The sequence below is a fragment of the Methylocystis sp. S23 genome, from assembly GCF_054106005.1.
In genome coordinates, this window is the sequence record NZ_CM134185.1 from 1,020,995 (window position 1) to 1,036,073 (window position 15,079).

A 15,079-nucleotide genomic window follows, 5' to 3' on the forward strand; every position below is an offset into this window, starting at 1 on the left:
GAAAAGGGCTGAACCGCGATGAGTTCCGACATCGCCGAAAATGATCGGCGCGGGTACGGTCCGCATAAATTGAGGCTGACGCTGCGACTCGTCTCCGGGGTTGCGCTGGTCGCGCTTTCCATCGCCGGCCTGGGCTATGGCTACTCCAAGGTCGCAGGCAATCCGAAAGAAGCGGGCCAGATCGGCAAAGGGCCTGGCCGGACGCCGACTCGCGTCGCCGCGGCCGAAATCGTGAAAGGCGATTTTCCGGTCGTTCTAAGCGGACTGGGCACGGTGACGCCGTCGGCGACCGCTGTGGTGAAGACGCGAATCTCGGGCCATCTCGTCGACGTCGATTTCAAGGAAGCGCAATATGTGAAAGCGGGCGACGTTCTCGCAAGCGTCGACCCTCGTCCCTACCAGCTCGCGCTCGCGCAGGCGGAAGGCCAGTTGCAAAAGGACCTGGCGCTGCTGCAGAACGCCGAGCGTGACCTCGCGCGCTACGAGGCGCTCATCCGCAAGATGAAGGACGTGATTTCCGCGCAGCAGGTCGATGCGCAGCGCGCTCTGATCAACCAATATAAAGGGACGGTCGCCATCGATCGCGCGCTCGTCGACCAGGCGCGGCTCAATCTCGCCTATTGCAAGATCGTTTCGCCGATCGACGGCCGCGTCGGCCTGCGCCAGGTCGATCAGGGAAATTACGTCCAGCCGGGAGACGCCAACGGCGTCGCCGTCGTGACGCGATTGTCGCCCATAACGGTGGTTTTCACGCTTCCAGAAAGCCGGCTTCCCGCGGTGCTGAAAAAAACGCGCGCGGGAGAGACGCTGACGGTCGTCGCCTATGATCACGAGCGGTCGACCGAACTTGCCCGCGGCCATCTGATCGCCGTCGACAATCAGATCGACGCATCTTCGGGCACGGTGAAGCTCCGCGCCGAATTCCAGAACGAGGACGAGCGGCTTTTCCCGAACCAGTTTGTCAACGCCGATCTCCTCGTGGACACGCTCCGCGACGCCACGCTCGCGCCGTCCGCCGCCGTGCAGCAGGGCGCGAAAGGTCCCTTCGTATACGCCATCAGAGAAGACGCCACGGTGCAGGCGCGGCCGGTGAGACTCGGCCCCGCGCAAGGCGAGCAGGTCGTCGTCAGCGACGGTCTGGCCGCCGGCGAGAAAGTCGTCGTCGAAGGCGCCGATCGTCTTCGCGAGGGCGCGGCAGTCGCGCTTCCCGGCGCCGAACGCGAGCCAAGCGGGCCCAGCCGCCGGCCTGCCGCAAAGAACGGCGCGTCGTGAGCGCCGTCGATATTTCACGACCCTTCATTCTGCGCCCCGTCGCGACCTCGCTGCTGATGGCGGCGATCCTTCTCGCAGGAGCGATCGCCTATCGCCTCTTGCCGATCGCGGCGCTTCCCCAGGTCGATTTCCCGACGATCGAGGTCCGGACCTTCTATCCCGGCGCCAGCCCGGAGGTGATGGCGTCCTCCATCACCGCGCCGCTCGAGCGACAGCTCGGGCAGATGCCGGGCCTCACGCAGATCGCGTCGACAAGCTCCGGCGGAGCTTCCGTGATCACGCTGCAATTCAGCTTGAAGGTGACGCTCGACGTCGCCGAGCAGCAGGTGCAGGCGGCGATCAACGCGGCGGCGAGCTTTCTTCCCGCGGATCTTCCGGCGCCTCCGGTTTACGCGAAAATCAACCCCGCCGACGCGCCCGTCCTCACGCTCGCCCTCACCTCCGGGACGATCCCGCTGACCGACGTGCAGCAGCTCGCCGACACGCGCATCGCGCAGAAGATCTCACAGCTTTCCGGCGTCGGCCTCGTCAGCGTCAATGGCGGCAACCGGCCGGCCGTGGTCGTGCGGGCCAATGTCGCGGCGCTCGCCTCCTACGGCATGTCGCTTGAGGATTTGCGCACGGCGATCTCGAGCGCCAACGTCAATCTTCCGAAAGGCAACATCGACAGCCGCTCGCAGGAATTCGCCATCGACTCCAACGATCAGTTGAGGAGCCCGAAGGATTACGACCAGCTCATCGTCGCCAACCGGAACGGCGGCCCCGTGCGTCTGCGCGACGTCGCCAAGGTCGCCAATGGCGCGGAGAACCGCGAGCTCGGCGCGTGGAGCGACCTGACGCCGGCCATCATCATCGGCGTTCAACGGCAGCCCGGGGCAAATGTCATCGCGGTCGTCGATCAGATCAAAGCCCTGCTGCCGAACCTGCGGGCCTCGCTTCCCGGCGCCGTCGAGCTGACGGTTCTGTCGGACCGCACGACGACCATCCGCGCCTCCATCGAGGATGTGCAATTCGAGCTCCTGTTCGCCATCCTGCTGGTCGTCGGCGTCATCTATCTCTTCCTCGGCAGCCTGCGCGCGACTCTCGTCCCCAGCGTCGCCGTTCCTCTCTCGCTGATCGGCGCGCTCGCCGCCATGTATCTTCTGGGCTACAGCCTCAACAATCTGACGCTGATGGCGTTGACCATCGCGACCGGCTTCGTCGTCGACGACGCCATCGTGATGATCGAAAACATTGCGCGCTATCTGGAAAAGGGCCGCACGCCTGTCGACGCCGCGCTGGAAGGCGCGCGCGAAATCGGCTTCACGATCGTTTCGCTGACGATCTCGCTCGTCGCGGTTCTGATCCCCCTGCTCTTCATGGGCGACGTCGTCGGCCGGCTGTTTCGGGAGTTCGCGGTGACGCTCTCGGCGACGATCGTCCTGTCCGCGATCGTCTCTCTTACTTTGGCGCCCATGCTTTGCGGCAAGCTCCTCGCACAGGGCGACATGCACGGCCATGTCGACAGCCATGCGAAGGGCGCGACATGGTTTGACGCCGTTATCGACGTCTATGGCCGTTTGCTGACGCGGGTGATGAATCACTCCCGCGCGACGCTCGCCGTCTTTTTCGCCACGCTCGGCCTCACGGCCGCTCTTTATATCGTCATTCCCAAGGGCTTCTTCCCCGTTCAGGACACGGGCCTGATACAGGGCGCGACGATCGGAGAGCAAAGCGTCTCCTTCTCCGCCATGTCCAGCCGGCAATTGGCGCTCGTGAAGCGCCTCCTCGAGGACGAAGCGGTCGACTCCGTGACTTCGACGCTCGGCGTCGACGGCGAGAACAAGACGCTCAACAACGGCCGCGTCCTGATCAAGCTGAAGGAAAGATCGGAGCGCAAGGCTACGGCGATGGAGGTCGTTCGCCGCTTGCAGACGGCGGCGCGGCAAATCGGCGGAATCTCCATCTTCCTGGAGCCCGTGCAGGATCTCACCATCGATTCCGGCGGCGGACGCGGAGCCTATCACTTCGCCCTGCAAGATGCGAACCCCGAAGAGCTTGCCGCCTATGCGCCGCAGCTCGTCGATCGGCTGGCGAGCCTGCCGCCATTCGAGGACGTCTCCAGCAGCGCCCAGACCTCCGGCCGCGCGCTCTATGTCGAGATCGATCGCGACGCGGCCGCGCGCTACGGCATTACCGTCTCGGCGATCGACAACACGCTCTACGACGCTTTCGGTCAGCGGATCGTCTCGACGATCTTCACCCAGACGAGCCAGTTTCGCGTCATTCTTCAGGCGGACGAACGAAGCGTTCCGGGAGTCGAAGCGCTCGGCTCCCTTCGCGTACCCGGCGCCGGCGGAGCGGAAGTGCCGCTCGCGTCGCTCGTCTCGATAAGGGAGACCGCGGCGCCGCTATCGCTCGACCATCTCGCTCAATTCCCGGCGACGACGATTTCCTTCAATCTGGCGCCGGGCTATGCGCTCGGAGACGCCATCGCCGCTCTGAAGCAGGCCCAGAGCGACATGGGGACGCCGCAGAGCGTCATCACTGTCTTCCAGGGCGCGACCCAGGCTTTCGCCGCGTCGGCGACAAGCACGCTGCTGCTCATCCTCGCCGCGATCGTCACCGTCTATATCGTGCTCGGCGTTCTTTACGAGAGCTATATTCATCCGATCACGATCCTCTCGACTCTGCCTTCGGCGAGCATCGGCGCCCTTCTGGCGTTGATGCTCACAGGGAACGATCTCGGGATCATCGGCGTCATCGGCATCATTCTCCTCATCGGCATCGTCAAGAAGAACGCCATCATGATGATTGACTTCGCCCTGCAGGCGGAGCGCGATGAAGGGCTCTCGCCGCGCGAGGCCATCTACAAGGCTTGTCTTCTGCGCTTTCGTCCGATCCTGATGACGACGCTCGCCGCGCTGCTCGGCGCGCTGCCGATGATCGTCGGCGGCGGCGAAGGTTCGGAACTGCGCCTCCCGCTCGGCGTCAGCATCGCCGGCGGGTTGATCCTCAGCCAGATCCTCACGCTCTTCACGACGCCCGTCATTTATCTCGCCTTCGACGGTCTGGCGAAGCGCCTGCCGTTCAAAGATGAGCGGAGCGTCCCGTCCTCCGGCGGAGCGCGCGAAGAATGCGTCTGATCGAACGCGCGATCGACCGTCCCGTCGGCACGAGCCTGCTGATGCTGGGGCTTTGTCTTGCGGGCCTCGTCGCGTTCTTCGTCCTGCCGGCCGCGCCGGTTCCGCAGATCGACTATCCGGTCATTTCCATTTCCGCCAGCATGCCGGGCGCGAGCCCCGAGATTATGGCGTCCTCGGTGGCGACGCCGCTCGAGCGGCGTCTCGGACAGATCGCCGGCGTGACGGAAATGACGTCGTCGAGCTCGCTCGGCTCGACCCGTATCGGTCTCCAATTCGATCTGAACCGCAATATTGACGGCGCGCAGCGCGATATTCAGGCGGCGATCGCCGCCGCGAGAGCGGATCTGCCGGCCAGTCTGCGAAACAATCCCACCTTCAGAACGTCGAATCCGGCCGAAGTCCCGGTCATCATCATCTCGCTCACCTCGGACAGATTGTCTCAAGGAGCGCTCTTCGAGGTCGCCTCCAATATTCTCCAGCAAAAATTCGCGCAGATCGAGGGCGTCGGCCAGGTGACGGTCGGCGGAAGCGCGCTTCCGGCGGTCCGCGTGGAGGTCAATCCGCGCGCCTTGTCGCAATATGGCCTGTCGCTCGAAACCGTGCGCGCGGCTCTCGGCGCGACGAATTACAACGGCCCCAAAGGCGCCATCGTCTCGGGCGACCAGCGTTATCAGCTTTACGCCAACGATCAGTCCCGCAAGGCGCGGGATTACGCGGGCGTCATCATCGGCTACCGCAACGGGGCGGCGATCAAGCTCCATGACGTGGCCGAAGTGATCGATTCCGTGGAGGACACCCGGAATTTCGGCCTCAGCAACGGGCGCATGGGCGTCCAGATTCAGATCTATCGCCAGCCGGGCGCCAATTTCATCGAGGTCGTGGACCGCATCAAGGCGTTGATGGGACCGCTCTCCGCGGCGTTGCCAGCCGAGGCCGAGATGCGCATCGTGCAGGACAGAACCCTGACGATCAGAGCCTCTCTGCATGAGATCGAAACGACGCTGGCGCTGAGCGTCATCCTTGTCATCATCGTGGTCTTCGTGTTTCTGCGCGACGCGCGCGCGACCGTCGTCCCCGGCGTCTGCGTCGTCGTTTCCCTGCTCGGCGCGCTCGCCAGCATGTATCTTCTCAATTACAGCCTCAACAATCTTTCATTGATGGCGCTGACGATCGCGACGGGCTTCATCGTGGACGACGCGATCGTCGTGGTGGAAAACGTCGTCCGGCTCATGGAAGGCGGCATGACCCGCACGCGGGCGGCGCTTCTCGGCGCGCAGCAGGTCGCCTTCACCGTCCTGTCGATGACGCTCTCGCTGATCGCCGTGTTTCTGCCGATCATGTTCATGGGCGGCATCATCGGCCTCATGATGCGGGAATTCGCCGCGACGCTTTCCGTCGCCGTTCTCGTTTCGCTCGTCCTCTCGGTGACGGCGGCGCCGATGCTGTGCGCGCAGCTCCTGAAGGATACGCCGCGCCGCTCGAATTTCTGGCTCTTCAAGGCGAGCGAAGCCTGCCTCGCCTTCCTGCATCGCTTCTATCTATCGAGCCTGGAATTCGTCCTTTGCCGGCGCCGCGTCGCGCTCGCGCTACTCGCCGCTTTGGTCGGCCTGAACTATCATCTCTTCACGGTGATACCGAAGGGCTTCTTTCCGGTGCAGGATTCGGGACGCATGCGCGGAGCCCTGGTCGCGGATCAGAGCGTCTCCTTCACCGTCATGAAGGGCAAGCTCGAGCAGTTCATCGCGATTCTGCAGACCGACCCGGGCGTCGAATCGGCGACGGGCTCGATCGGCGGCAGCTTCGGCCCGGGCGGCTCCGTGAATGTCGCCGATTTGCTGGTGACGCTGAAACCGCTGAAGCAACGTCAGGTTTCCGCGGAAAAGATCGTGGCCCGGCTACGCCCGAAATTTGCGCAAATTCCAGGCGCCCAGCTCTTCCTGCAATCCGTTCAGGACATCCGCGTCGGCGGCCGGTCGAGCAGCGCGCTTTTCCAATATACGCTCATGGCCGACGCGCTCGACGATTTGCGCCAATGGGCCCCGCGCATCACCGAGGCGCTGCGGCGCCACCCGGCGCTGGCGGACGTGAATTCGGACCAGCAGGAAAAAGGCCTGCGCACGGATGTCAAGGTTGATCGCGAGACCGCCGCGCGGATGGGCCTCACCTCGAGCCAGATCGACAATACGCTCTATGACGCTTTCGGTCAGCGGCAAGTGTCGACGATTTTCGAACCGCTGAACCAATATCACGTCGTGCTGGAGCTCGCGGAAAAATACAGGGAGACGCCCAATGCGCTGGCGGAGCTCTATATCGGCGCGCGCGGCGGCGCTCCGGCGCCGGCCCTCTCCCCCACGCGAATAGCGGCGCCGGCGAACGCCTCGGAACGCATGATTCCCTTTGCATCCTTCTCGTCTCTTAACGCCGGGCCGACGCCGATGCAGGTGAACCACCAGGGGCACTTCGCCGCGGTTACGATTTCCTTTAACCTCGCAGAGGGCAGGGCGTTGAGCGACGCGGAGGAGGCCATCAAGGAAACCATTGCGAAAGTCGGGGCGCCGACCTCGATCCAGGGCGCCTTCGCGGGGACCGCGGCGAGCTATCAGGACGCGCTCGCCAATCAGCCTTTCATGATCGCGGCGGCCCTTGCCGCCGTCTACATCATTCTGGGAATTCTTTACGAGAGCTTCTTTCACCCGCTCACCATCCTCTCCACCCTCCCTTCGGCGGAGCTCGGAGCGCTGGCCGCGCTGCTCATATGCGGAACGGAATTCAGCATCGTCGCAATGATCGGCGTCCTGCTTCTCATCGGCGTCGTCATGAAGAACGCGATCATTCTCGTCGATTTCGCCATCGAGGCCGAGCGCCTGCGCGAATACTCGGCGCGCGACGCGATCGTCGAGGCCTGCGCCAGCCGCTTCAGGCCGATCGTGATGACGACGCTCGTCTCCATCATGAGCGCGGCGCCGCTCGCCATCGCCTCGGGCGAGGGCGCGGAAATGCGGCAACCGCTCGGCGTCGCGATCATTGGCGGGCTGGTCGTCAGCCAATTGCTGACGCTTTATACGACCCCCGTCATGTTCCTCTATGTCGACAAGGCGGAGCGCTTCATGAAGGGCCTGCGCATGGCCTTCACGCGCCGCCTAAGAGTGGAAGCAAGCCGCCCAGGCGTATGATTCCCTATTCAGGGCGTATGCTTTTTAAGCCGGCTATCGAAGATTTCCCTTGACTCTCTGCCCTTTGATCGCATTAAATCTACTTATCCACTAGGGATAAGGAATATCGAACCCAATGATGCATATTCCCTCCATCGCCCTCCGCGGCCTGACCGCCGCCTTCGTCTTTCTCCCGATCGGCGCGGACGCCGCCTCGCTTCAGGAGGCGGCCGCGGCGCTCGGCGCCGTTAACGCTGCATCTCTCGAATTCGCCGGCGCCGGCCACTGGTATCAGTTCGGCCAGGCGCCCGTTCCGGGCGGCGCGTGGCCGCAATTCGAATTGCGCAGCTATTCGGCGAGCGTGAATTTCGAGGCGCCGGCCGCGCGCGTGCTGCTCACCCGCATCCAGACTGTCGAGCCGGGCCGCCTGCGCCCGACGCCGACCGAGCAGAAGCTTTCCTGGTTCGTGAGCGGCGACAAGGCGTGGAACGTCGCGCCGCCGCAGGGCGCGCCCGCGGACGCAGCGCCCGTCGCCACGCCGCAACTGGCTGCCGTCGAGGAGCGGACGGCGGAAATCTGGACGACGCCGCAAGGCTTTCTGAAGGCCGCCCTCGCCAATGGCGCGAAATCCGAAGCCTCCGGCGCCGGCGCGCAAGTCTCTTTCGCCGCAGCCGGCCACAAATATGAGGGCTATATCAACGCCGCCAATCAGCTCGAATGGGTTCGCACCTGGATCGACAGCCCGGTGCTGGGCGACACACAGGTGGAAACGAAATTCTCCGGCTATAAGGATTTCGGCGGCGTGCAGTTCCCGGCCGAACTGACCCGCACGCAGGGCGGCTATCCCGTGCTGCATTTGAAGATCGCCTCGGCGAAACTCAATCCCGGAGCCGACATCCCCGTTCCGGAGAACGTCGCGAGCTTCAAGGCCCCTGCCCCGACCGTGACCGTCAACAAGCTCGCGGAAGGCGTCTATTGGCTCACTGGCGGCACGCATCACAGCGTCGCGATCGAGCAGAAGGATCATGTCGTCCTCGTCGAGGCGCCGCTCAATGAAGACCGCTCTCTCGCGCTCATCTCCAAGATTGCCGAGATCGCGCCGAACAAGCCGATCAAATATCTGGTGAACAGCCACGTCCATTTCGATCATTCGGGCGGCCTGCGCACCTTCGTCGACGCCGGCGCCGCGATCGTGACGCATGAACTCGACAAGCCCTTTTACGAGAAGGCCTGGGCCGCGCCGCACACGCTGCGCCCCGACCGCTTGTCGCAGTCGAGGAAGGCCGCGAAATTCGAGACCTATACGGATAAGTACGTTCTCTCCGACGGATCGCGTCAGATCGAGGTGCATCGCATCGCCGGCAGCGGCCATAGCGACGATTTGGCGCTCATCTACCTGCCGGCGGAGAAAATCGCCATTGAGGCGGACGCCTATACGCCGACCGCGAAAGACGCGCCGCCGCCCAAGACGCCAAACCCCTATTCGGTGAATCTCTACGACAATATCCAGAAATTGAAGCTCGACGTCACGCAGATCGTCGGTCTTCACGGTCCGCGCGTCGTGGCTCTGGCGGACCTGCGCGCGGCGATCGGCCAGCCACCGCTTGCGCAATAATAGAGCTACGACGCGCTCCCCCATTTTTTACGTCGTTCCTCTTCCTCTGACTTGAGCCGCCCCTCGGGGCGGCTTCTTTTTGCAATCTCACTTATCCGCGACAAAAAAGAGGCCCGCCAATTCGGTCGGGCCTCTATCCTTACCGTTCCGCGATCGTCTTCACTTCAACTGATCGGCGACCTTCTCTATTCCCGCCTTCGCGCAGGCTTCGTCCTTTTCGCCTCCTGGCGCGCCGGATACGCCGACGGCGCCGATCACCGTGTCCCCCGTCTTGATCGGCAGCGCCCCTTGCGCCGCGACGATATTGGCGAGATGCACTTGCCCGGACGTCGGATTGTCCTTCACGCGCTGGGCGAATTCCCCGGAAGGGACGCGGAAGGTGCGCGACGTATAGGCCTTGCGCAGACTGTTCTCGATCGTGTGGGGAGATGTGCCGTCCCCCCGCAAGGAAATGAGCGCCTGGCCTTCGAGGCCGACGACGGTGACGGACACATGATAGCCCTGCTGCAGGCAGGAGTCATAAGCTGTCTGCGCGATGCTCAGCGCGATCGGAGTCGACAGCGCTTTCAACGTCAAAAGCTCTGCTTTTGCGGGCGCGATATCGGTCGCGGCGACCGCGAGGGCCATCATAGAGAAAAAAACCGAACGGGACTTCATGAGCGCGGCTCCAACTGGACGTCGATGGCGATCGACGAAACTCAAATACACTATTTTAGTATGGTTCAATTGACAAGCACTCCAGACACGCGGCCAACTTCGATAGCGGTAATGAAATTGATTTCCATAGCATATTGTCTTTGCCCCGTTGGGGCCTTGACCTCAACCCAGGAGAATCGTTAAATGCTTAGATGATAGGATTTATGGACATGTCAAGACATCTCGAAGACCGCAACGCCGCCGCGGAAAACGCCGTCGCCGCGACCGTCGCCGACCGGCTCAAGAAGCTGATCGCAAAGAAAGGCCGTTCCTTCGAACGGCTCGCGGAACTCAGCGGCATCGATCCGAAGGAGCTGCTCGGCATCGAGAGAGGGGCGATAACCCCCACGATCAATCATCTTTGGCGCATCGCGAACGCGCTCGGAATTCCATTTGGAAGCCTCGTCGCGTCGAAAGGGCCGCGCGACGTTCTCGTCATCCGGAACAATCGCCGGCACAGCGTCACCTCGCATGACGGCAATTTCCAAACGCGCCCATTGTTTCCATACAGCGGACAGCGCGCGGCGGAATTTTACGAAATCGTGCTCGCGCCTCATCACCGCCAGACGGTCGAGGCTCACGCGCCGGGCACGAAAGAAAACCTTGTCGTCGCGAAGGGCTCGGTTGAAGTGTCGGTAGGACGGGAGGCGCCTCATATTCTTGGAGAAGGCGACGCCATCGATTTCCTTGCCGACATTCCGCACAGCTATCGCAATCTCGGCTCGGCGCCCGCGACGATTTATCTGGTGATGTCCTATGAGCCGGGGCTATGCGACGCCGCCTGTTAGATGCGCATTTATCTATTGTCCCTGTAGGATAGTCGCTCGGCGCCATCTCCGTCGGGCGCTCCCGGCGCCATCGGCGCCGCGTCTCGGCGCTCGGAGCGTTCATCTTCCTCCAAGACGCCCCTCCGGAAGACGCCGCCCGCAAGGCCCCGACCCGGGAGCAGCACGGGCATTCCAGCGCAAAGCGCGTTGGCGGCGGGAGTTGCTTGGCTCGGTTGACCCGCGAAAGCCTCTCCGAACTTTCTCTCGACCTGGAAAAAGCGCGTCGCCGGCGGTCGCAAGCGCTTTCTCGCTTCGATTCCGACGAACGCTCCTGTGGAAGCTGTTCTTCCCCCGCCAATGAGGGCGCAGTTTTTCATATCTTATAGGTAGACTTTGTAGTCTATGTGATCTAAGCTTCGCAAACATTCGGGCGCGCCCCCGTCGAAAAGCAGTCACGTCAATCAGCAATAAGCCGTTGGATTGAGGCCGAAAAAATGAAGAGCACCCTCAAGAAAGCCTATCTCGCAATGCTACTGAGCGTTTCCGTCGGCGCTCTCGCCGTAGCCGCGGAAGTGAAAACGAACGAGCCTACAGCGTCAGGGGCCGCGGCGGAGACGCCAAAGCCGTCAAAGCCGCATTGGTCCTGGCTGCCGGCGCAGGCGCAGTTCGTTCCGATCGTGAAGCAGAAGGAGTGGGTGCGGTCCCCGCTCGACGCTTTCGTCCTTGCGAAAATCGAAGCCCGGGGTCTGACTCCCTCGCAGGACGCGGATCGCGCGACCTTCATCCGCCGCGCCACGCTCGACGCCTGGGGCTTCGTTCCGACTCCCGAGGAGGTCGACGCTTTCGTCAACGACTCCGCGCCGGACGCCTATGAAAAGCTTGTCGACCGTCTTCTCGCCTCGCCGCGCTATGGCGAAAGGCAGGCGCGTCTATGGCTCGATCTCGCGCGCTACGCCGACTCGACCGGCTTCCAGAACGACAGCACGCGCCCCAATCTCTTCCGCTACCGCGACTACGTCATCAAATCGTTCAATGAGGACAAGCCCTATTCGCGCTTCATCCAAGAGCAGATCGCCGGCGACGAACTCGCGCCTGGCAATCAGGACGTGCTCGTCGCGACCGGCTTCCTCGCCGGCTATCCGGACAACAGCAACTCCCGCGATCTGATCCAGCGCAAATATCAGATCGCCACCGACATTGTCGACACGATCGGCCAGGCGATTCTCGGCACGACCGTGGGCTGCGCGCGTTGCCATAATCACAAGACCGACAAATTCACGCAGAAGGACTATTACTCGCTGCAGGCCTTCTTCGCGAACACGGCTTTCGAGGAAAAGGCGCCGGCGGCGAAAGGCGAGCAGGAACTCGCCTATGAGGCGGCGAAGGCGATCTACGACGAGGCGACCAAGGATATTCGCGCCAGGCAGAAGGCCATCATCGACAGCGTCCATGACGCGGCGCTCAAATATCACAAGGAGCGCTATCTCACCGACAGCCGGGAGTCGATCTTCAAGCCGAAGGAGCAGTGGAACGCGCTCGATCGCTGGGTGAACCACCGTCTCGACGCGGTGACCGATCAGCCGCAGCTCGCCGCCTTCCTGCGCTACGCCGCAGAAGACAAGACGGCGCCCGAGCACAGCCCCGAAATGGTGCAGAAGTTCGAAGAGTATCAGAAGCTCACGCGCGAACTTCAGAAATTCGCCGACAAGCGGCCGAACCGCGGCGCCAACACCTTCACCACCGCGTCGGAGCTCGGCCATCCGGATGCGCCGCCGACCTATATTTTCTTTGGCGGCAATCACGAAAAGCCGCTCGATGAGGTTCAGCCGGCCTTCCCGGAGGCGATGACGAGCGAAAAGCCCGACATCAAGCCGACGGCGACGTCGTCGGGACGGCGCACGGCCTTGGCGAACTGGCTTGCGAGCCCCTCCAATCCGCTCACGGCCCGAGTCTTCGTCAATCGCATCTGGAACCAGTATTTTGGCAAGGGCATCGTCGTGACCGTCTCCGACTTCGGCAAGGCGGGGGACAAGCCGACCAATCCGGAGCTGCTCGACTATCTTGCCGACCGCTTCGTGAAGGACGGATGGAGCGCCAAGAAGCTCCATCGCGACATTCTGCTGTCCTCGACCTATCGCCAATCGTCGGATTATCGCGAGGAGGTCGGCCAGGTCGATCCCGAGAACAAGCTCCTCGCAGTCTTCCCGCGCAAGCGCCTTGAAGCCGAAGAGATTCGCGACTCCATCCTCGTCGCGTCGGGCAAGCTCAATGGCGAGATCGGCGGCCCCAGCGTTTTCCCGCCGCTGCCGGCCAACCTTTCCGGCGGCAACAATTTCAACGCCGATCCGGCCTGGACGACGTCCAAGGATCCGAAGGATTACACGCGCCGCAGCATCTACATCTTCACGCGTCGCAGCCTGCCTTATCCGCTTCTCGAAACCTTCGACATGGCGAACGCGCAGCAGATTCACAGCAAACGCGACGTGACGACGACGCCGCTGCAAGCGTTGACGCTATACAACAGCGATCAGATCTTCCAATGGTCGCAGGCGCTCGCCGGTCGGGTCATCAACGAAGCAGGACAGAACGAGACGGCGCGCATCGATCGTCTCTACCAGATCCTGTTCGCACGCAAGGCGACGGAGGCCGAGAAGGAAGCGTTGCGCGCCTTCCTCGACCAGCATCAAAGGACGATCGCCCAGAAGGCGGATGACGGAAAGCTTTCCATCGCGCTGCCGGTCGGCGCCAAGGAAAATCCCGCCGATCCGCTGCGCGCCTCGGCCTTTGTCGACCTCGTGCACACGGTCGTGAACTCCAACGACTTCGTCTACCGCTTCTAGATCGCGCCGCGATCGGGCGGAGCCGCCCGATCGCGGAAGGCGCAACCCACTCCAGAGTTTAGAGCGCGCGCCTCGCGAAAGGCCGGTCCGCTTTTTCGCCGGCGCGCTCCAAATCCGCCTCATCTCCATTTGGAAGGAACTGTCGACATGTTGATCAAAACCTCTCGCCGCGAATGGCTGCGCGGAGCCACATATGGCCTTGGCGGATACGCCGTCAGCGGGATGTTGCCGGACGGCGGCTGGTTCGGCGTCCCCGACGCCAACGCCGCCACTTTCGTCGACCCGCTCGCGCCCAAGCCGCCGCATTTTGAACCGAAAGTGAAATCGGTCATCTGGCTGCATATGGACGGCGCGCCCTCAACGCTCGATCTCTTCGACTACAAGCCGGAGCTCGTGCGGCTCGCCGGGCAGGAAGTGCCGGAGTCCTTCCTCAAGGGCATCAAGACCTCGACCCAGGGCGGCGTCGGCAAGCTTTTCGCCTCCAACCGCACCTGGAAGCAATATGGCCAAAGCGGCGCGTGGTTTTCCGATTGGGCGTCCAACATCGCCCAGCACGCCGACAAGCTCACCTTCATCAAGTCGAGCGTCACGGTCGGCGCTACGCATGACATTTCCATTCTCAAGCTCAATACCGGCGATCTCTCTCCCGGCCGGCCCTCGCTCGGCGCCTGGGTCACCTATGCGCTTGGCTCCGCCAATCCCGATCTGCCGCCCTATGTCGTGCTTTACAACGGCAAGCGGGAGCCGCGCGCGGGCTCGGTCAACTGGAGCTCCGGCTTCCTGCCGGCGGTCTATCAGGGCACGGCTTTCCGCCCCGGCCCTCAGCCGATTCTGCATCAGGCGCCGCCGGATCTGATCGGCCTGCAGCAGCAGCGCGAGAGCCTCGACCTGCTGAAGAAGCTCAACGATCTGCGCGGCGCCGCGCATCCGGAGGACACCGAGCTCGAAGCGCGCACGCGCTCCTACGACCTCGCCTATCGCATGGAGGCGACGGCGCCGGAGGCGGTCGATCTCTCCAAGGAAACCGACGCGACGAAGGCGCTCTACGGCCTCAATGAGGATGCGACGAAGGATTACGGCACCGTGCTTCTGCGCGCCCGCCGTCTGGTCGAGCGCGGCGTTCGCTTCATTCAGGTCGTGTCCGGTCCGATCGAAGGAGCCGGCGCCGGCGACGACGCCAATTGGGACGCGCATCGCCAGCTCGAAAAGAACCACGGCGCCCATACGCGCGCGGTCGACAAACCGATCGCGGGCCTGCTGTCGGATCTCGAGTCGCGCGGCCTTCTCGATCAGACGCTCGTCATCTGGACCTCGGAATTTGGCCGCACATCCTACGGCCAGAGCGGCGACGGCCGCGACCACAATCCGTGGGGCTATACCCAGTGGCTCGCGGGCGGCGGCCTGAAGCACGGCTTCACTTACGGCCAGACCGATGAAATCGGTCTCAAGACGGTCGAGAATCCGGTCGACACCTACGACATCCACGCGACGGTGCTCCATCTTCTCGGTCTCGACCATCTCAAGACGATTTACAAGCGGGCCGGCCGCGCCGAAAGGCCGACCGTCGTCTATGGCAAGGTCGTCAAAGACATTCTCGCATAGGCCCCCAGGC

General features: G+C 63.1%; 8 protein-coding genes. 7 read left to right on the forward strand and 1 reads right to left on the reverse strand.

The annotated features are described in order from the left end of the window. Window positions 1–18: 18 nt before the first annotated feature. From ACV7JP_RS05295 to ACV7JP_RS05310, 4 genes are all read left to right on the forward strand, one after another. Window positions 19–1,272 (forward strand): MdtA/MuxA family multidrug efflux RND transporter periplasmic adaptor subunit, encoded by a 1,254-nt coding sequence (locus tag ACV7JP_RS05295; protein WP_457798180.1) that lies wholly within the window; start codon window positions 19–21, stop codon window positions 1,270–1,272. Then, on the forward strand, window positions 1,269–4,397 hold the full coding sequence (locus ACV7JP_RS05300; RefSeq protein ID WP_457798181.1) for a multidrug efflux RND transporter permease subunit: 3,129 nt from the start codon (window positions 1,269–1,271) through the stop codon (window positions 4,395–4,397). The genes ACV7JP_RS05295 and ACV7JP_RS05300 overlap by 4 nt, the downstream gene beginning before the upstream one ends. Continuing rightward, the gene (locus ACV7JP_RS05305) at window positions 4,388–7,570 is read left to right on the forward strand and encodes an efflux RND transporter permease subunit (RefSeq protein ID WP_457798182.1); all 3,183 of its coding nucleotides are present in this window, start codon (window positions 4,388–4,390) and stop codon (window positions 7,568–7,570) included. Before ACV7JP_RS05300 ends, ACV7JP_RS05305 begins: the two co-directional genes overlap by 10 nt. Before the next feature lie 115 nt (window positions 7,571–7,685). Next, complete coding sequence (locus ACV7JP_RS05310; RefSeq protein ID WP_457798183.1) at window positions 7,686–9,164, forward strand: MBL fold metallo-hydrolase; 1,479 nt, start codon at window positions 7,686–7,688, stop codon at window positions 9,162–9,164. A gap of 159 nt (window positions 9,165–9,323) precedes the next feature. Here ACV7JP_RS05310 and ACV7JP_RS05315 read toward each other — a convergent pair whose 3' ends face one another. Next, a complete protein-coding gene (locus tag ACV7JP_RS05315) occupies window positions 9,324–9,821 on the reverse strand; it encodes a GlcG/HbpS family heme-binding protein (RefSeq protein WP_457798184.1) in 498 nt (165 codons plus the stop codon). Window positions 9,822–10,030: 209 nt separating this feature from the next. Between ACV7JP_RS05315 and ACV7JP_RS05320 the strand changes: the two genes are divergently transcribed. The 3 genes from ACV7JP_RS05320 (at window position 10,031) to ACV7JP_RS05330 (ending at window position 15,069) form a co-directional block, all read left to right on the forward strand. Continuing rightward, on the forward strand, window positions 10,031–10,648 hold the full coding sequence (locus ACV7JP_RS05320; RefSeq protein ID WP_457798185.1) for a helix-turn-helix domain-containing protein: 618 nt from the start codon (window positions 10,031–10,033) through the stop codon (window positions 10,646–10,648). A 473-nt stretch (window positions 10,649–11,121) separates the two neighbouring features. Beyond that, window positions 11,122–13,467, forward strand: a complete 2,346-nt coding sequence (locus tag ACV7JP_RS05325) for a DUF1549 and DUF1553 domain-containing protein (protein WP_457798186.1) — start codon at window positions 11,122–11,124, stop codon at window positions 13,465–13,467. A gap of 147 nt (window positions 13,468–13,614) precedes the next feature. Continuing rightward, the gene (locus ACV7JP_RS05330; RefSeq protein ID WP_457798187.1) at window positions 13,615–15,069 is read left to right on the forward strand and encodes a DUF1501 domain-containing protein; all 1,455 of its coding nucleotides are present in this window, start codon (window positions 13,615–13,617) and stop codon (window positions 15,067–15,069) included. Window positions 15,070–15,079: the final 10 nt, after the last annotated feature.

What these genes read in the sequence shown, in the direction of transcription:
- ACV7JP_RS05325 (WP_457798186.1), top strand. Translation starts at nt 11,122, where the DNA reads ATGAAGAGCACCCTCAAGAAAGCCTATCTCGCAATGCTACTGAGCGTT.
- ACV7JP_RS05310 (WP_457798183.1), top strand. Translation starts at nt 7,686, where the DNA reads ATGATGCATATTCCCTCCATCGCCCTCCGCGGCCTGACCGCCGCCTTC.
- ACV7JP_RS05320 (WP_457798185.1), top strand. Translation starts at nt 10,031, where the DNA reads ATGTCAAGACATCTCGAAGACCGCAACGCCGCCGCGGAAAACGCCGTC.
- ACV7JP_RS05305 (WP_457798182.1), top strand. Translation starts at nt 4,388, where the DNA reads ATGCGTCTGATCGAACGCGCGATCGACCGTCCCGTCGGCACGAGCCTG.
- ACV7JP_RS05330 (WP_457798187.1), top strand. Translation starts at nt 13,615, where the DNA reads ATGTTGATCAAAACCTCTCGCCGCGAATGGCTGCGCGGAGCCACATAT.
- ACV7JP_RS05315 (WP_457798184.1), bottom strand. Translation starts at nt 9,821, where the DNA reads ATGAAGTCCCGTTCGGTTTTTTTCTCTATGATGGCCCTCGCGGTCGCC.
- ACV7JP_RS05295 (WP_457798180.1), top strand. Translation starts at nt 19, where the DNA reads ATGAGTTCCGACATCGCCGAAAATGATCGGCGCGGGTACGGTCCGCAT.